The organism is Hanstruepera marina, from assembly GCF_019880635.1.
Taxonomy (GTDB): domain Bacteria; phylum Bacteroidota; class Bacteroidia; order Flavobacteriales; family Flavobacteriaceae; genus Hanstruepera; species Hanstruepera marina.
The window spans coordinates 261,064-279,928 of the sequence record NZ_JAINVX010000002.1; the positions used below are offsets into that span (position 1 = coordinate 261,064).

15 protein-coding genes are annotated in these 18,865 nt (G+C 34.2%); 4 read left to right on the top strand and 11 right to left on the bottom strand.

The window, feature by feature from the left end; translation table 11 throughout:
- Positions 1–8: 8 nt before the first annotated feature.
- From K7G76_RS08960 to K7G76_RS08975, 4 genes are all read right to left on the bottom strand, one after another.
- On the bottom strand, positions 9–362 hold the full coding sequence (locus K7G76_RS08960) for a DoxX family protein (RefSeq protein WP_223033863.1): 354 nt from the start codon (positions 360–362) through the stop codon (positions 9–11).
- Positions 355–1,332, bottom strand: a complete 978-nt coding sequence (locus K7G76_RS08965) for a peptidase associated/transthyretin-like domain-containing protein (protein ID WP_223033864.1) — start codon at positions 1,330–1,332, stop codon at positions 355–357. Before K7G76_RS08965 ends, K7G76_RS08960 begins: the two co-directional genes overlap by 8 nt.
- 1 nt (position 1,333) lies before the next feature.
- Positions 1,334–3,100 carry a DUF885 domain-containing protein gene (locus K7G76_RS08970; RefSeq protein WP_255572973.1) on the bottom strand — a complete coding sequence of 589 codons (1,767 nt, stop codon included), beginning with the start codon at positions 3,098–3,100 and terminating at the stop codon, positions 1,334–1,336.
- Positions 3,101–3,246: 146 nt separating this feature from the next.
- The gene (locus tag K7G76_RS08975) at positions 3,247–3,591 is read right to left on the bottom strand and encodes a DUF6249 domain-containing protein (protein WP_223033866.1); all 345 of its coding nucleotides are present in this window, start codon (positions 3,589–3,591) and stop codon (positions 3,247–3,249) included.
- Positions 3,592–3,730: 139 nt separating this feature from the next.
- Here K7G76_RS08975 and K7G76_RS08980 point away from each other — a divergent pair, with 139 nt between their 5' ends.
- Both K7G76_RS08980 and K7G76_RS08985 read left to right on the top strand, forming a co-directional pair.
- A complete protein-coding gene (locus tag K7G76_RS08980; RefSeq protein ID WP_223033867.1) occupies positions 3,731–4,321 on the top strand; it encodes an RNA polymerase sigma factor in 591 nt (196 codons plus the stop codon).
- On the top strand, positions 4,302–4,715 hold the full coding sequence (locus tag K7G76_RS08985; protein WP_223033868.1) for a hypothetical protein: 414 nt from the start codon (positions 4,302–4,304) through the stop codon (positions 4,713–4,715). The genes K7G76_RS08980 and K7G76_RS08985 overlap by 20 nt, the downstream gene beginning before the upstream one ends.
- A 3-nt stretch (positions 4,716–4,718) precedes the next feature.
- Here K7G76_RS08985 and K7G76_RS08990 read toward each other — a convergent pair whose 3' ends face one another.
- The 5 genes from K7G76_RS08990 to K7G76_RS09010 form a co-directional block, all read right to left on the bottom strand.
- Complete coding sequence (locus K7G76_RS08990) at positions 4,719–5,960, bottom strand: DEAD/DEAH box helicase (RefSeq protein ID WP_223033869.1); 1,242 nt, start codon at positions 5,958–5,960, stop codon at positions 4,719–4,721.
- A 110-nt stretch (positions 5,961–6,070) separates the two neighbouring features.
- On the bottom strand, positions 6,071–6,703 hold the full coding sequence (locus K7G76_RS08995; RefSeq protein ID WP_223033870.1) for an outer membrane beta-barrel protein: 633 nt from the start codon (positions 6,701–6,703) through the stop codon (positions 6,071–6,073).
- A gap of 211 nt (positions 6,704–6,914) precedes the next feature.
- Positions 6,915–8,246 (bottom strand): OmpP1/FadL family transporter, encoded by a 1,332-nt coding sequence (locus K7G76_RS09000; protein ID WP_223033871.1) that lies wholly within the window; start codon positions 8,244–8,246, stop codon positions 6,915–6,917.
- Positions 8,247–8,462: 216 nt separating this feature from the next.
- Entirely contained in the window at positions 8,463–10,373 is a 1,911-nt protein-coding gene (gene htpG / locus K7G76_RS09005) for a molecular chaperone HtpG (RefSeq protein WP_223033872.1), read from the bottom strand.
- Positions 10,374–10,518: 145 nt separating this feature from the next.
- Positions 10,519–12,960 (bottom strand): alpha/beta hydrolase family protein, encoded by a 2,442-nt coding sequence (locus K7G76_RS09010; protein ID WP_223033873.1) that lies wholly within the window; start codon positions 12,958–12,960, stop codon positions 10,519–10,521.
- Positions 12,961–13,127: 167 nt separating this feature from the next.
- Between K7G76_RS09010 and K7G76_RS09015 the strand changes: the two genes are divergently transcribed.
- The gene (locus K7G76_RS09015) at positions 13,128–14,138 is read left to right on the top strand and encodes a 3-oxoacyl-ACP synthase III family protein (protein WP_223033874.1); all 1,011 of its coding nucleotides are present in this window, start codon (positions 13,128–13,130) and stop codon (positions 14,136–14,138) included.
- 307 nt (positions 14,139–14,445) lie between these two features.
- Here the strand turns inward: K7G76_RS09015 and K7G76_RS09020 are convergent, their stop codons facing one another.
- On the bottom strand, positions 14,446–16,941 hold the full coding sequence (locus tag K7G76_RS09020; protein WP_223033875.1) for a TonB-dependent receptor domain-containing protein: 2,496 nt from the start codon (positions 16,939–16,941) through the stop codon (positions 14,446–14,448).
- A 107-nt stretch (positions 16,942–17,048) separates the two neighbouring features.
- Here K7G76_RS09020 and K7G76_RS09025 point away from each other — a divergent pair, with 107 nt between their 5' ends.
- Positions 17,049–17,411, top strand: a complete 363-nt coding sequence (locus K7G76_RS09025; protein WP_223033876.1) for a CoA-binding protein — start codon at positions 17,049–17,051, stop codon at positions 17,409–17,411.
- Here K7G76_RS09025 and K7G76_RS09030 read toward each other — a convergent pair.
- The gene (locus tag K7G76_RS09030; RefSeq protein ID WP_223033877.1) at positions 17,382–18,824 is read right to left on the bottom strand and encodes a sodium:solute symporter; all 1,443 of its coding nucleotides are present in this window, start codon (positions 18,822–18,824) and stop codon (positions 17,382–17,384) included. The two genes, K7G76_RS09025 and K7G76_RS09030, sit on opposite strands and share 30 nt — an antisense overlap.
- Between the last annotated feature and the right edge of the window lie 41 nt (positions 18,825–18,865).

Genomic DNA, 18,865 nt, shown 5'->3' on the forward strand with positions numbered 1-18,865 from the left:
CATCTCAATTATAGATAATAATAAGCCCAATACATTAAAAAGAATTGCAACGGAATTCGTAAAACCAATATCCATTTAGGGATACCTGCTGCGGCTTTTTTGCTAGATAGCATATACACATGCACCAACATAAACACAGCTAGCATTAGTACAATACCATAAATAGCTAGATTTTTGGTAATGCTAAAACATAAGGCAATACCTAAAACAATTTCAGCCAGACCACTTAAATATACAAGTAGCTTATGATTTGGTAAGTATTGCGGCATAATGCGTATATACATTTTAGGTTTTATAAAATGCATAAGTCCAGCAAACATGTACATGATTGCCATAGCATATAAGTGCCAAGGATTACTCATCGTTATAAACCTTATAGCTAATGCCAATTCCGTAATTGTTTAAACCAGCACTAAACAACCCGGACTCTATATTGCCTTTTCTAAACTGCACCCAATTATTTCCATTAATAAACACACGCTTTATATAGGTGCGGTGTTCCGGAATTTCACTTGTAAAGGGTAACAAAGGTCTAAAGTTTGTAGGTATTTTTACGATGCCATTTTTGCTTTTTATTTCTTTATATTTTTTATTGGGAAGTAGTTTTCCTTGTGTGTCAGTATATCCTAAAACTTGAAGGGATACAAAAAAACCATTTTCAGGAAAGGTGATATTGTATGCTGAAACATCTAAATTATGGACATCTCCATTTTTTTCGGTGGCCTTAAAAACAATATTATCATAAGTTAATACCTGTCCAGGTAAACCGTTATTGTTTTCATAGAACTTTACTTTAAATAAAGTGGAAAATGGCTTTTTTTCAGCATTCTTTTTTTTACGTTTCTTCCAATCTTTAGATTCTAAAGTTATGGGAAAATGAATCGTGCTCAATTTTTTTAGATCGGTATCTGGGTTTCTGAAAATCACGGCAATTTCAGATTCGATTGTGGGTAGCCAACAATGGTAGTAATCATCATCTAAATACGGTTTTAGTGTTTCTTCGGTAAACTTACGATTATCGGCAATTAACACCACTTCATTAAGTTGGCTAACTTCTTCATCCATTAAAATGGTGTCGCTCAATTCTGATGTAGGAACGGTCACATCTTTATAACCTAAAGAGGTGACAAACAAGGTGTCGACATCTGGATATAATTTTTTGGTAAAAATAAAAACACCTTCATCGTCAGCAAAAATACCTTGACCATTTCCAAAGGATACAGTAGCATATGGAATTCCGTCTTGAGTTTTACCATTCTTAATGGTTACTTGTGCAGAGGAAACTACAGATGCTAAAAGTAAAGTTAAGATTTGAAGATTCTTAAACGGCATATTATTTGTTTTCAGCAATCCATGTATTAATGTTATCTTCAAGAAGTGCCAAGGGAACACAGCCAACGGATAAAACCTGATTGTGGAATTCTTTAATACCAAAATTGGTGCCTAACTCGGTTTCTGCTTTGGCACGCAATGCCCTAATTTTTAATTGTCCTATTTTATAAGATAAAGCTTGTCCTGGCATGGCCATATAGCGTTCAATTTCACTAATAATGCTAGCCTCACTTTCAGCTTCATGGTCTAACGAGTATTGTATGGCTTGTTCTCTGGTCCAGCCTTTGGTATGCATACCAGTATCAACAACTAAACGAATAGCACGATGCATTTCCATACCTAACATACCAAAATACTGATACGGATCAGTATATAGGCCTAATTCTTTTCCTAATGATTCAGAATATAAAGCCCAACCCTCACCATAGGCGCTATACCAAAGCGTTTTTCTAAATTGTGGCAAATCTTGGTCTTCTTGTTGTAATGAAATTTGGTAGTGATGACCAGGAATGGCTTCGTGTAAAAATAAAGCTTCGTCACTAAAAGTGTTATAGCTGGTAACATCTGGGATGGGAACATAAAAAATACCTGGACGTGTACCGTCAAGAGAACCCTGATTATATTCAGCACTTGCTGATGCTTCTCTAAAGGCTTCAGTACGTCTAACCTCAAAGGGTGTTTTGGGTTTTAAATCGAAAAGTTTTTCAATTTGGGGCTTCATGGTTTCATGAATGGTATTAAAATTATCAATTACCTGTTGTGGGTCATTAAATGGCATTAACTCTTTGTTGTTACGTACAAAATTGAAAAATGCTTTTAAGTCGCCTTCAAAACCAACTTGGGTTTTTACTTTTTCCATTTCGGCAGAAATACGTTCAACTTCGCTCAATCCAAGATTATGGATTTCGTCTGCTGTCATGTTTGTTGTGGTAAAGCGTTTTATCATATGATTATAAAAATCTTCACCTTGGGGTGTACTGCTAATTCCTGAACTTTCCCGTCCTAAATTGAGATAGTCAGTTTTCATGAATTGGTATATATCATTGTAGGCAGGAATAAGGTTTTCAGAGATTTTTTTGGTATAGGCTTGTGTTATTTCAGCTTTATCTTCATCGCTAAACGATTCAGGCATATTTAATATAGGCTTATAGAATAAATGTTGTTCCAAGTCTTCTATGGTGGCAGATTCCAGCTGTGGTAATACTTTTACTATTAATGATTCTGGTAATACATAACCCTTTTCGGAACCTTCAGCCATTTTTTCTTTAGCCGAACGCAACCAAGCAATGTAGCCATCCAAACGTTTCAACCAATTGTGATAATCTTCTACTGTTTTAAAAGGTTGAGCACCAGCACCACTGGCTAATTGCCCAACAGATAGGTGTGGAGACCACATTTGGTCTATTGGCATATAGTCGCGATGCATATAATTAAAACCTTCTAAAGCTATATCGCATTCCCATTTTAATACAGCTTTAGACATTTGTTCGGTTTTTGATAACGTACTGTCAGGAAACTCTTCTAATAAACTGGCATATTTTGTATAGTAGGCTTTGGTTTTAGATTTATAGTCTTCAGATAAAGAGTTAGGGTACTGATCATTGTAGCGATTGTCTCCAGAAAAAGTTGCTCTAACAGGGTTAAGTTTCAATCCATCTTCGTAATACGTGTCTAGCATAATTTTAAATGCTTCGTTTGGCTCGTTGGATTTAGCAGTTGTCTCCATATTTTTAGAATCTTCTTTACATGAAATTACTGTAAGTGCCATGCATAAGATTAATAAGAAAGTCCTCATTGTAGTTGATTTTGCTGTTTAGGATGCTAAAGATAATCAATAAAGATTTCAATTAACAAACAAAAAAAGCCGTAATTAAAATAACTACGGCTAAAAGAAGTGTTGTAAATTGTGGTTGGTTATTCTTTATCTAAATTTTTGGTTAAGTTAAAACCTATAAATAGGCCTACACCAGCCGTAAAGAAAACTGTAGCTGGGTACACGTCCTCACCTAAAGTAGTATAATTGTATAATATTGACGCTATAAATACACCTAATCCAATACCCATAAGTAAAAGGGCTACATTTAAAATTAGTACTTTCCAAATCGGAGCGGTTTGTTGCTTGCCTTTCATAAAAATACTTGCGTCTGCCCCTTTTTCTATTAGTGCTAAACGTTCTTTGTTTCGTGTTGAAAAATACAAGTAGAAAACACCAAATATTGCACCGAAAATGATTGGTATGATTATTAGTTCTGATCCCATAATTGTTTGTTTTTAATTGATTATTTTTAATGTGTTCATTGCTTATGACGACACCTTTATAATTATGGTTACAACTTTTTCACATTTTTTTTCATTTTTCTCTGTAACCCAGGAGCAAACTGTGTCGTCTAAAAACCAAATGACCACCAACGACGATAACATAATCATAGAAAATGTGATAGCTGGAGACGCGAATGCCTTTGCTGTATTGGTGGAACGTTATAAAGACTTGGTGTTTACATTGGCATTGCGTATGTTGAAAAACAAGGAGGAGGCAGAAGAGGTTTCGCAAGATGCGTTTATAAAAGTTTATAAATCGCTTAAAAAGTTTAAAGGCGATTCAAAGTTTTCTACTTGGATTTATCGCGTGACATATAATACGTGTTTAGACCGATTAAAGAAAAATAAAAGGCAGCAGAATACAGTTGCTATAGATGAGTTTACAGAGCATCACATAAAAACATTGGACAATGCTTTGGAATCCATGGAGCGTGAAGAAAAAAAGGGGGCTATAAAAAGATGTTTAGAATTGTTACCTAGTGAAGATAGCTTTTTAATGACACTATATTATTTTGAAGAACAATCTTTGGATGATATATCTAAAATAACTGGTTTAACAGCTAACAATGTAAAAGTTAAGCTGTTTAGAAGTAGAAAGAAACTAGGTTCAATTTTTATGCAACAATTAGAACCTGAAATTATTGAAGTTTATGGAAAAGCACTTAAATAAAAAGTTAGAAGAAACTACAGATAAGTTGATGAGTGTAGCGGAGGTGGAAAAACCATCTTCAAACTTTACAGCATCAATAATGCAAGAAATACAAGAGTTGGAAGCTAGCAGAGCAACGCGTTATAGGCCGCTTATTTCTAAACCCGCTTGGGCAGTTTTGTCACTAGTTTTGGTTTTAACAACCGTGTTTTTAGCATTAAATAGTAATGATTCTGACACGAGTTGGTTAAATAGTATAGACTTTAATGCCCTAACCAATAATAAAATGGCTAACGCGTTTTCATCTATATCGTTATCTAAAACACTAATTTACGCTATAGGATTATTCGGTATTATGCTTTGTGTGCAAATACCAGTTTTGAAGCATCTTTTTGATAAACGTTTTCAGGTTTAACAGTTAATACCAACGTCTTTTTTTCTTTTTTGAAGCTTTGCTTTTACGGCCTTTTTTATGCTTGCTTTTTGATTCTTTTGATTTGTGAACAATAGCTTTTGCTTTTGGATCTAAAGGATAGGGGTGGTTTTCTTCAATAGGAATTTCTTGTTGAATAAATTGCTGAATGGTTTTAATATAATTTTTTTCGTCCGCGGAACATAGCGAATAGGCTATTCCGTTTTGTCCTGCACGGCCTGTTCTTCCAATTCTATGAACATAGGTTTCAGGAATGTTGGGCATATCAAAATTTATAACTATATCCAATTCGCTAATATCAATACCTCTAGCAGCTACATCTGTGGCTATTAAAATATCAACAACACCATTTTTAAACTTTTTTAGTGCTTCCTGTCTATCTGTTTGTGATTTATCGCCATGTATGGTATCTACTTTGTAACCGTTTTTAACGAGCGTTGTTTCTAATTTATTAACACCAAATTTTGTACGTCTAAAAATGAGAATGTTACCTGTTATGGTATTTCGAAGTAGGTGCAGGCACAATTCTATTTTATTGCGCTTTGGTACATAATATAAGTATTGATCTACTGTTATTGCTGTTGTTGAAGTAGAAGAAATTTCAATACGTTTAGGTGATTTTAAAATAGAATTTGCTAATTGCTCTACCTTAAAAGGCATAGTGGCCGAAAACAAAAGTATTTGTTTGTTTTTAGGACAAAGAGTTTCAATTGTTCTAACATCATCAATAAAACCCATGTCCAACATTAAATCTGCTTCATCCAAAACCAGTATTTCTACCTGATCTAAATCTACAAAGCCTTGTTTTTGTAAATCAATCAATCTACCTGGAGTTGCCACGAGTATATCAACACCTTTTGTTAAAACATCTATTTGAGGTTTGTCTGAAATACCACCAAAAATAACTGTTGTTCTTAAATTGGTATGCCTACCATAGGCTTTAAAATTATTGCCAATTTGTAGCGCTAATTCTCTTGTGGGACTCACAATTAAAGCTTTAATAACTTTGCCGCCTTTGGGAGCATCTTGTTTTTTGAATAAATGCTGTAATATGGGTAATGCATAAGCAGCTGTTTTACCAGTACCTGTTTGGGCAGTTACAATAACATCTTTTTTCTCTAATACTTTTGGTATGGCCTTCTGCTGAACTTTAGTAGGCTGCGAATAACCTTGCTCTTCAATTGATTTTAAAAGCGGATTGATTAGTTGTAAGTCTTTAAATGACATGAATTAGTATTTACAACAAAGATATGTGAAATTAAACTTTGTTTATCCATATCATAAAGAATGGTAAATGAAATAAAAAAGGCATCTAAATTTAGATGCCTTTTTAAATTTTAAAAGTCTAATATAAATATAAGACCTATAGTATTTAGGTTTTTTACTTTTTGCTCATCATTAATAACTTGACTAGTGTTGGTTTCAAATTTTGAAAAATCAGATTGGCCGCTATAATTTATACCGGCACTAAAACAGTTGTCGAAATCATACAGAAAGCCAAGACCTAATTGAAAACCAAAATTCCAACCTTCATAAACATCGTCAACCCTAAAATTGCTGTAAGTGTATTCATCTTTGTAAATGGTTTGTGCATAAGGACCTAAATGCGCAATAAATTTAAAATTATCAGCTACAAAGCAATTAAATGTTACAAGAAGTGGGATTTTGATTAGGATTCGTTCGTGATAAAAGTTTCCAGCATAATTAAAAGCATTACTAGTTAAACTAGTATAGGCTCCTCCAGTGGCTAGACCAATGTTATCACTAATTTTATAATTCAATACCAGTTCGGCTGAATTGGCATTGACATTATAGTTGGGTTGGGAATCACTATCCATAATACCATAACCAATGCCACCAAAGGCCATAACACTAAATTTAGATTCTTTTTTTTCAGTTTCTTCTTGAGCTTGCACAAACGTGAAAGCTAAAAACGCAGTTAATAATAAGATTACATTTAATTTTTTCATAAGGCATTCTTTTAAATAAATAGTTAATATTTTTTTTAAAAATTGTTGGTTGCCAGAAATGTAATTGTTAGTAAAGCTAAGATACATAATAAAAATAACACCTTGTTTTTGGAGGTTATTGTTATAGAATTAATAAAATTTATTGCCAATGAAAAAGGCACCTGAACCTAGATGCCTTTACTTCTGTGTTTTATTCATTTCACAGTTTTGCTTAGTCTGTTTTTACTTCAGTTTTACTGTTAAACTTATAGCTTATTCCTACCATAATTAAATCAGTTGTCATATCGTAGGACACATTGCTTCCCGGTAAAGCACCATATGGAGGATAGGCTTCAACTAGCATTGGGTTTAGTACTTGTCCAGAGGTTTTGCCATTACTATCACCATGATGATACACAGCATCTAGTGAAAATTTGTCATTTATTAAATAACTAAAGCCAAACTGAAAAGCATTTTTAATAATTGCAGTTGCTGGAATATTAAAAAATGTTACGTCTGAATTAATTGGATTTGAGCTATAAGTATAACCTACTCTTAAAGGCAGTTTGCTAATACCCTTGTATTGAATACCTGCTGATACTATGTTTACATTTTCCCAGCCAAAACCTCTAACAGATGCTGTGTCTGTCCATCCTGTTTCACTAAATCCATCGGTGTTTTTATAATCTACTAATCTGTAATCTAAAGCAACATCAAAGTCTGAAACGGAATATCCTAGACCTATAGAATAAATAGCAGGATAGCCCATATTAAATTCAGTCGTCGTTTTAGTTCCATCTAAATAGGTATTATCAAACTCGAAATCGTTAAATATTTGAGGTGTTTTATAAGAAATACCTGCTTTAAATCCAGTTAAGGATTGATAGAATAATCCAATTTGCCCACCAAAACCTATTGCTGATGCTTTATCTGTTGACGGATAACCTGAAGCATTTGGATTTGCAGTAGGATTAGGCATGAGTTCTAATGTAGCATAATTGAATGTAGGCTCTAATCCTATTGAAAATTTATCTGATAGTTCATATGCCCAAGTCAAACCAACTTGTAATAGCATATAGTCTGATTCAATTCTACCAAACCCTCCCATATTTTGTGGCATATTTATTGGGTTACCCATATTTTCTGGGAATGTCACGCCAAATCCACTTATACCTATAGCTGATGCTCCAAAGGTATGCTTGCTATCTGCTTTACTCCATACAAAAGCTAATGATGGTAAGGGTGAAATACCTCTATCGTCTTTAGTGCTACCAGATAAAAAATTTCCAGTGGGTTGTCCTGTGTTGTCAAATTCGGGTACAGTTGAATATAGTACTGGACTTGAAAAGAATAACCCAAGATCAAATTTTATTTCAGTATTTTCAAATGTTGAAATTGCTGCTGGATTCCATTGTAGAGCTCCAGAAATATCTATAGGTTGTCCTGTGGCTGCACCACCCATAGACATATTAATGGCCCCTGCACCTTGCATAATATGTCCAGTTTGAGCAAATAATGTTGTTGAAAAAAGAACTAGCCAAAATCTTGATATAATTATCTTCATAATCTTTTATTTTTATGTAATGCTTGCAGCATTTTAAAATAAAACCTGCAAATAATATTACAAGGTTAGATTACTACAAAATTAGATATGACCCTTTTACCCTCCTATGATTTTTATCATGCTAATTCAGTAAAACAAAGTGATTATTTACACTTTTTAAATAAAAAAACCACTTCATCATGAAGTGGTTTTTTTATTTATTATATAATTAGATAGTTACTTAATCATATCATAGCTTCTCTTAATGAAATTTGTTAACTCTTCACCCTTAAGAAGTCCTTGGCTTAATCTTGCTAAATCTAAACTTTGGTTAATTAAACGCTCTTGTTTTTTCTTGGTTTTGGTATTTAATATTTCACCAACCAATTCTGAATTGGTGTTCACAACCAAGTTGTACATTTCTGGCATATTGCCCATACCAAACATACCGCCTCCACCAGTTTGCTGCATTTCTTTCATACGACGCATAAATTCTGGTTGCGTAATCATAAATGGTGCGGCATCACTATCCATGGTTTCCAATTGCACCATGAATTTTTCAGAAGGAATGACTTCTTTCAATAATTCATCCAATTGTTTCTTTTCATCATCAGATAATTTTGAAATTTTGGTATCATCTTTTTTGATTAAATTATCAATATGATCAGCATCTACACGAGCGAATGATATATTCTCCTTACTACCTTCCAATTTTTGCATTAAGTGCGAAACAATAGGAGAATCTAATAACAATACTTCATAACCTTTGGCTTTAGCAGCTTCAATGTAACTGTGTTGTGCATCGGTATCAGAAGCATAAAGGATGACTAATTTATCATCTTTATCTGTTTGTTTCGCTTTAATGGCATTGTATAATTCGTCATAAGTGTAGTATTTGCCATCAATTGTTGGGTATAAGGCAAAAGCATCGGCTTTTTCAAAGAATTTTTCTTCTGAAAGCATTCCGTATTCAATCACAATTTTAATGTCGTCCCATTTCTTTTCGAAATCTTCACGATTGTTATTGAACAATGATTTTAACTTATCGGCCACTTTACGAGTGATGTAAGACGAAATTTTCTTTACAGCACCATCGGCTTGTAAATAGCTTCGTGATACATTTAATGGAATATCTGGCGAATCAATCACACCACGTAACATGGTTAGGAATTCTGGAACGATACCTTCAACATTGTCGGTTACAAAAACCTGATTTTGATACAATTGGATTTTATCGCGTTGAATATTTAAATCGTTCGTCATTTTAGGGAAATATAAAATCCCAGTTAAATTGAACGGATAATCAACATTTAAGTGAATATGGAATAATGGCTCTTCAAACTGCATAGGGTACAGTTCGCGGTAGAAATTATTGTAATCCTCATCTTTTAAGTCCGTGGGTTGTTTGGTCCAAGCGGGATTTGGATTGTTGATAATGTTATCAACTGTAATTTGTTTATGAGGTTCAGTAGTTTCTTTACCATCCTTATCTTTAGTCGTTTTAGGCGTAAAATCGGGATCGTTTATTTCTTTGGTTCCAAATTTAATTGGTACAGGCATAAACTTATTGTACTTTACCAACAGTTCACGAATACGAGATTCTTCTAAAAACTCTTTATCATCTTCAGTAATATGAAGAATAATCTCTGTGCCACGATCTGTTTTATTAGCAGGCTCTAATGTGAATTCTGGAGATCCATCACAAGTCCAATGCGCAGCTGGTTCGTCTTTGTATGATTTTGTGATGATTTCTACTTTGTCTGCTACCATAAAAGCAGAGTAGAAACCAAGACCAAAATGGCCTATGATGCCAGAATCTTTAGCAGCATCTTTATATTTATCCAAGAATTCTTCAGCACCTGAAAAAGCAACTTGGTTGATGTATTTTTCAACCTCTTCAGCTGTCATACCAATACCTTGGTCAATTATATGAAGTTTTTTACCTTCTTTATCAATTTTAACTTCAATTTGTGGATTGCCATAGTCTACTTTAGCTTCACCAATACTGGTTAGGTGCTTTAATTTAAGCGTGGCATCTGTAGCATTACTTATTAACTCACGTAAAAAGATTTCGTGGTCGCTGTATAAGAATTTTTTAATGAGTGGGAAGATGTTTTCTACCGAAACATTAATATTTCCTTTTGTCATGATATATCTATTTTAATTGTGTTTATTACTCTGACAGGTAATAGACAAAAAAAGTACCAAGACAAAAAATGTGACAAACTGACATTTTGAGTAAAAAAAAGCACCATTCAATAGAATGATGCTTCAATAAAGTAAAATACAGAACTTAATTCTTTATAGTTTCTTCTGGGGTTTTGACTTCCGCTTTGTTTTTTACGTGTTTTTCCAACCATTGGTCTTGTTCCCAAAGCATATGCATGATGGATTCTTTGGCTGCATAACCATGACTTTCTTTTGGCAGCATAACCAAACGTACTGGAGCACCTAAACCTTTTAAGGCGTTAAAATAGCGCTCGCTTTGCAAAGGGTAGGTCCCTGAATTATTATCGGCTTCACCATGAATTAATAATAAAGGTGTTTTCATAGTGTCGGCATGCATAAACGGTGACATGTTGTAATAAATCTCGGGAGCTTCCCAATAGCTGCGTTCTTCACTTTGAAAACCAAAAGGCGTTAATGTTCTGTTGTAGGCACCGCTTCTAGCAATACCTGCAGCAAATAAATTGGAATGTGATAATAAATTGGCAGTCATAAAAGCACCGTAACTATGTCCGCCAACAGCAACGCGGTCGCGGTCTATATAGCCCATATCATCAACAGCATCAATAGCAGCTTTACCATTGGCAACCAATTGCTTAATAAAGCTATCATTTGGCTCTTCGTCACCTTCACCTACTATCGGAAATGAGGCATCATCCAACACTACATAACCACGTGTTACCCAGTAAATGGGAGAGCCGTAATATGGATAGGTGAACTCATTAGAGCTTGAAGTATTCTGACCAGCACTATTTTTGTCTTTATACTCACGTGGATAAGCCCACATAATCATCGGGTACTTTTTGCCTACCTCGTAATTGGTTGGTAAATACAAAGTGGCGCTTAAGTCTAAACCATCATCACGTTTGTAGTTTATTACTTGCTTTTCAACATCTTGAATGCTTTTAAACGGATTTTCAAATTGCGTTAAAGGAATTAATCCGATACGTTTTTTAATGTTTCTAATGTAATAGTTGGGGTATTCGTTTTTCGATTCTATACGAACCACAAATTCACCTTTTTTCGCATCTAGAGCACTTGAGATATCTTCAACCTTATCGGTAAGTTGCGATTGATATAAGCGATTGGTTTTTTGGGTTTCGAGATTCAATTCATCTACAAAAGGAAACTTACCTTCTTTACTGTAACCGTCACCGATTAAATAGGCTTTGTTACCATCCAATTCTAAAACATACTCGTTAAATGCGTTTTTAGAGGTGACAAAACTACCTGGATCGCTATATCGGTCTTGATAATTTCTATCAAATAAAATTTTAGCCTCATCTGATTTAGATGGGTTAAAAACGTAGGTTCTGGAATTTCTGGTATTCCACCAATAATCGTAAGCCACAGCTGTATTGTCATTTCCCCAAATAATTCCGCTAAACCTATCTTTGGTTTTTAAAATGGATTTTGCTGGCCCATCAAATGGCGCATCTTGCTGGAATACTTCATCGCGATAAGGAACTTCGTTGGCAGGGTCGCCACCATCTAAAACCTCTGCCCAAACTAATGTAGCTGGTTTGTCATCACGCCAGGTAAAATTTCGTTTACCTTTGCGCTCTGCCATAAAGCCTTTTGGCAAATCTTCAATCAAAGGGACCTCTAGAACAGTTTTAACCTTATCACCATTACTTCTATAAATGGTTGAAGCGGATGGAAATCTATAATAAGGAACTAAATAGGAAAACGGTTTTTTTATAGTTGTTATCATAATGTATTCACCATTAGGAGAAAAAGATAAACCACGATACATGTTGCTTTCCTTCCATACGGTTTTAGAGCCATCTAAATTAACTTTGTAGATAACCGATTGAGCTAATTGCTCAAAATTATGCTCGTCATTTTTGTTTTTAAGTAAATCTTGATAGGTTCTGTTTTGAGCTTTTACACCGGCTTCACTTACAGAGATGGTTGGCCCAGTTGGAACAGCTTCTTTGGTGTTGATTAATGGTTTTCTGTTTTCAGGAAGCATTTTAACCAACATGGCATTACTGTCTTTAAACCAGGTCACGGGATTTCCCATATTGGCATTTAAGTTGGCATTGGTTATTTTTTTTGCAGAAGCATTTATTACATCTAAAAGCCATAGTTCGGCACCATTGGATACGGTATTAGTAAATGTCATAAATTCTTGGTTGGGAGACCACGAAAAATTAGCAAATCGACCATTTTCTGGTATACCAGAAATACTTTTAGGATTTCCACTTTTACCATTTCTAACTTTTACATCGGTATAGTAACGTGTTCTACTACCGATATTGGTAACAGGATTAATTCGCAAGCCTCCTAAACGCAACTCGGTTTCTGAAAGCTCTTCAATGGTTTTGTAATTACTTCGGTATAAAAACACGATGTTTTCACCTTTACTATCCATACGTATACTTGGAGCTAGAGGAGCTTCGGCCAATTCTAGAATGTTTTGATGCGGTTTTTGATAGTTTAGGTTTTCTTGTGAAAAACCAAAGGAAAAACAAAGAAATAAACAGAGTGTAAAAATACGCTTCATGATAATGGAATTTTAATTAGAACCTTAAAGATACTTAAAAAGCAAACGAAAAAAAGTTAAGAAAACCTAAATCTCATTTATTATGCACGCATAACGATTACAATTGCCATTTGAAATCAATTAGACCGTAAATAGTTAAATTGCGTGACTTACTTTAAACTTAATATATGTATAATTCAAAGATAATTGGGTTAGGATATTATGTTCCTGACAATGTGGTTACGAACGATGATCTGTCAAAAATGATGGACACAAATGACGAATGGATTCAAGAACGAACAGGAATAAAAGAGCGTCGTTGGGTAAAACCAAATTCTGGCGATACTACAGCAACTATGGGAGTGAAGGCTGCCAAAATTGCTATCGAGCGTGCTGGAATTGACAAAGATGATATAGATTTTATAGTATTTGCCACTTTAAGTCCTGATATGTATTTCCCAGGTCCTGGCGTTCAAGTTCAGCATGCTTTGGATATTAAAACTGTAGGAGCATTGGATGTCAGAAATCAATGCTCAGGTTTTGTATACGGCTTATCTGTTGCCGACAATTTTATTAAAACAGGAATGTATAAGAATGTGCTAGTAATAGGTAGTGAATTACATTCTCATGGGTTAGACAAAACAACACGTGGAAGAGGTGTGACAGTAATTTTTGGAGATGGTGCTGGAGCAGCTGTGTTAACCCGTGAAGAAAATACATCTAAAGGTATTTTATCTACACACTTGCATTCGCAAGGAGAGCATGCCGAAGAATTGGTGTTGGTAGCTCCTGGAATGGGTAAACGTTGGGTAAATGATATATTGGCTGAAAACGACCCTAATGATGAAAGCTATTTCCCTTATATGAATGGGCAGTTTGTATTTAAAAATGCTGTAGTTCGTTTTAGTGAAGTAATTATGGAAGGACTTATTACAAACAAACTTCAAGTCGATGATATTGATATGTTGATACCGCATCAGGCTAACTTGCGAATCGCACAGTTTATTCAAAAGAAATTTAAATTGAATGACGATCAAGTGTTCAATAATATTCAGAAGTATGGAAATACCACAGCAGCTTCCATTCCAATTGCTTTAACCGAAGCTTGGGAACAAGGCAAGATTAAGAAAGGAGATACGGTTGTTCTGGCTGCTTTTGGAAGTGGCTTTACTTGGGGTAGTGTGATTATTAAATGGTAATAAATTCTTGAAATGCATGAATATAAATAAAAAAAACCCGAGGCAAGACTGCTTCGGGTTTTTTCGCTATTAACCAATTTTAACTAACACTAACCGTAAGAAGTTTTACAGTTATATTACTTAAAAACTTATCACTTATTTATATAGACGTAAAAAGTCTATTTTTATTTCATATAGAACTGTATTTAACGATGATTTAACACTTGGCAAGTAAAAACCCAAGGCAGTGACACCCTGGGTTTTCTAATTTAATAACCAAAACATTAACACTAACCATCAACTATTATGTTAGGCTATTAAATATATTTTACATAAATCCGCCACTACCTGACTTTTCGTTGTTGTCACGGTTTTTGCGTTGAAGCGCTCTATATTTATTTCCTCCAAAACGATAAGAAATGTTTATATTCCATGTATTGCTTTCCCAATTAAATCCGCCAACAGATGGTACTGGATTTTCGCCTTCAAATTCAAAAGCCATGGTGTTAAAAATATCGTTGTAGTTAAAACTTACTGTAGCTCTGTTGTCTTCCAAGAAGCTATATCTGATTCCTGTATTTACGAAGTACATAGGCTTTCTGGTAAATTGAATACCTTCCTCTTCACCCCTATACATGGCAAAAAGTGATAGGTCCAAATTTTTAACCACTTTAAAGTTGTTGAATATTCTAAAATTCCAAATAATATTATCTGCGGTAACTTGATCAACTATAATGTCATCTTCTGTAGGGTCTACACCAGGGGGTGCAATTACACGCTCGGTAAATCCTTTTTGCTGTCTGTAATACAAATCGAAACTGGTGTTAAAATTCCACCATTTCGTTGGTCTGTAATTACTAGATAGTTCTACACCATAGGCTGAAGTGTTATCGAAATTTTCAAAAGTTAAAATGTATTTGTTGAAATCTAATCGGTCAACAAAAACGGCTCTATTAATCTCATCCTCAATTAATCTGTAAAAAACTCCAGCAGTAATTGATCCTTTTTCAAGGTTACGAATGTAATTAGCTTCAATAGAGTTAGTGAACTGTGGCTCCAATTCAGGATTTCCAACATTGGATAACAAAGGTGTGCTCCACTCTCGTATAGGGTTAACTTGCCCAACACCTGGCCTATCTACACGTCTGCTGTAACTTAATTGATAGGTGTTCTTATCACTAGGAGTGTAGGTTAAAAAGGCAGATGGGTAAAATTGTATATAATCGTTTTCAAATGGATTAATCTCTGTTTCATTTTCTAAAAAATTAGTAGCAATAGCATCTACAGTTACTGTTTCTGCTCTTACACCTAATTGATAACTCCATTTTTCCTTTGATTTTCCATAAGTAACATAAGCCGAGTAAATATCTCTTTTATAATCGAAATATGTTGAAGGTGTTGGTCTAAACTCATCCCCATTGTTAGGAATATCGTCTTGATCAGGGTTTGGAGAAAGCCCTGTTGATTTATAATTAACTGTAGTATCATAAAGTCGGGCTTCAAGTCCTGCTTCCAGTTTAGTTTCGTCGTTTAGAGGGTTAACATAATCAACATTTACGATGGTTTGGGCACGATCTGTGTTTACATAATCTTCATAGTTTGGCGGGAAGGCGATGTTAATAAAATCGAAGTTAGCATCTTCTTCTTGATTAAAATCACTGTAATCAATTTCAATATCCAGCTTTTCACCTTCTTTTTTAAAGTCATGTTTGTAGGCTAAATTATATTGTGAAGAAATGTTGTCAATAGTGTTGTTGAACAATTGACGTTCGGTTGGGCCATTGTCATAAACCACATCTGTCGTGCCATCATTTTTTCCATCAAAAACATTTTGATTGGTAAAAAAGGAAATGGTGTTGTTGTCGTTTAAATAATAGTCTAACCCTACTTTAAACAAATGCGATTTACCGTTTCTATCTGTATTGAATATCTGATTGGAGGTATTGTCAGGTCTATAAATGTTTCCATAGCTATTATTAGACCCAACGTTATTGCCGTAATTCCCAAATAGATTTATTTTGCCATTACGATAGTTCATGTCAATAGAGCTATTAAAACGCGCGTTAATTTCTTTGGTAAGACCAAAATTTACATTTCCGTTAAACCCAATGTTGGTGTTTTTATAAAGAATTATGTTAATAATACCACTCATACCTTCAGGGTTATATTTTGCCGAAGGATTTGTTATGAGTTCTATTTGCTTGATTGATGTAGAAGGTATTTGACGAAGTAATTGCGCTATAGGGACATTAGATAATGTGCCATCTACCATTACACGCACATTTTCATTACCACGCAAGCTAATGTTTCCGGTTTGTTGGTCTACACTAACCGAAGGAATATTGTTCATAATATCAGAAGCTGTTGCTCCAGCGGTTGTTAAGTCTTTACCAACATTAACCACTTTTCTATCTACTTTTTGTTGAATTGTTGATACTTCGGCTACAATGGTTACTTCATCTAACCCTGTAGCTTCTTCTTCAAGGGTTAAAGTGCCTAAATCAATATCTTTATGGTCTTGGTCAATTGATATGGATTGGTCTATTGTTTTGTAACCTATAAATTGAATGGTTACACTATATTTTCCGCCAGGTATTTTTTGAATATAAAATTTACCTTCGTTATCAGTTATTGTACCATTAATTGTTTCACCAGCTTCACTTTTTAAAATAACAGTAACATAGGGTAAGGGTTGGTTTAAAGTAGCGTCTATTACTGTACCTGTAATGCTTCCTTTAACAAGAATGGGAACGTTGCTTACAGAAGTTTGAGCTTGCGAGAATAGAGTTAATAATAACAAGCATACTGTTAATAGCTTTTTCATTTGATTGGTTGTCTTTTGATTGATGTTTATTTTTGTTATTATTATTACAGACGTCTATTTTTACAGCTTGTTACTCTTTTTAACATTACTTAACAACACTTTAACACATGAGCAGGAAAACACTAGTATTTGGCGCATCTTTAAAACCTAACAGATATTCTCATTATGCCATTCAGCGATTGGTGGCAAATAAGCACAAAGTTGTTGCTTTTGGAATGAAATCTGGAGACGTTTCTGGAGTAACAATAGACACGGAATTAATAAACTATAATAATATAGATACTGTTACTTTGTATTTAAATCCTAAACGTCAAGAAGCTTACTACGACTATATAATAAGCTTGAAGCCAAAGCGTGTCATTTTCAACCCAGGAACTGAAAACCCAGCATTTTATACATTATTGCGAGAAAACAATGTTAATTTTGAAGTGGCTTGTACGTTAGTGTTGTTGTCTACGAATCAATATTAAACCTAAAAAGGTTAGGAATCCGTTCAGTATCAAGATAAAGAAACCAAATTCAAACCCAAACCATTTCAAGCTATTAACACTAATAATATAGGAAAGGACAGGCGACAGTATGGCTATTACCGGAACTAGTTTGTCCTTTACATGCCATTTGGTAAACAAACCATAAGCATATAGACCTAATAGTGGGCCATAGGTATAACCTGCAAACACAAAAAGCTTGGCAATAACACTGGCATCTTTAATAATGTATTTAAATGCAATGATTACGAGAATTAAAATAAGTGAAATGAGTACATGAATGCGTTTTCTAATACGTACTTGTTTTTCAGGGTTATGTTTCTTTTCAATATCCAAAATATCAATACTAAACGATGTCGTTAAAGAGGTTAAGGCCGAATCTGCACTACTGTAGGCTGCAGCTATTAATCCCAATAAGAAAAACACGAAAACACCAATGCCTAAATGTTTTTTAGCCAAAATAGGAAATAGGTCATCCTTATGGGCATCAATACCATTTTGTTGTGCATAAACCGTTAAAAGCAAGCCTAAACTCAAGAATACAAAATTAACAATAGTCAATACAATAGTAAACCAGAACATATTTTTTTGTGCATCTTTCAATGTTCTGCAGGTTAGGTTTTTTTGCATCATATCTTGGTCTAAACCTGTCATGACAATAGCTATAAAAGCACCAGAAATAAATTGTTTCCAAAAATAATTTCCAGATTTAAAATCATCGAAAAAGAAGGTTTTACTCAAATCACTATCCAATACATAGCTAAAAATATTACTTCCATTTAAACCTAATTCAGCACTCACAAAGTATATGGTAACTCCAACCGCAATCAGCATAAAGAGCGTCTGTAAAGTATCGGTCCAAACAATGGTTTTTATGCCCGACTTGAACGTGTACAACCAAATTAAAAGTACAGTAATAGTGACTGTTTGCCAGAATTCTATGCCTAATTCATCAAATAGAATAATTTGTAATACGTTGGCAACTAAGTATAGCCTGAAACTGGCTCCAATTACACGCGATATAAGAAAAAAGGAAGCACCAGTTTTATAAGAATAATTACCAAATCGAGTTTCTAAATAGGTATAAATAGATGTTAAATTCAATCTGTAATATAAAGGCAATAACACCAATCCGATAACCAAATAACCTACAATGTAGCCCAATACTACTTGCATATAACTAAACTGCGAGGCTTCAATCCAACCCGGAACAGAAATAAAGGTCACCCCAGATAGAGAGGCACCAATCATACCGAAGGCTACCACATACCAAGGTGATTGCCTATTGCCTTTAAAAAAAGCATCATTTCCAGATTTTTTTCCTGTAAAAAACGATATCAGTATCAGTAAGCCAAAGTAGGCAGCAATGAGTAAAATGATTTGCGTTGGATTCATAAAAAATTATTGTAGAGCCAAAATACAAATTACCATTGTAT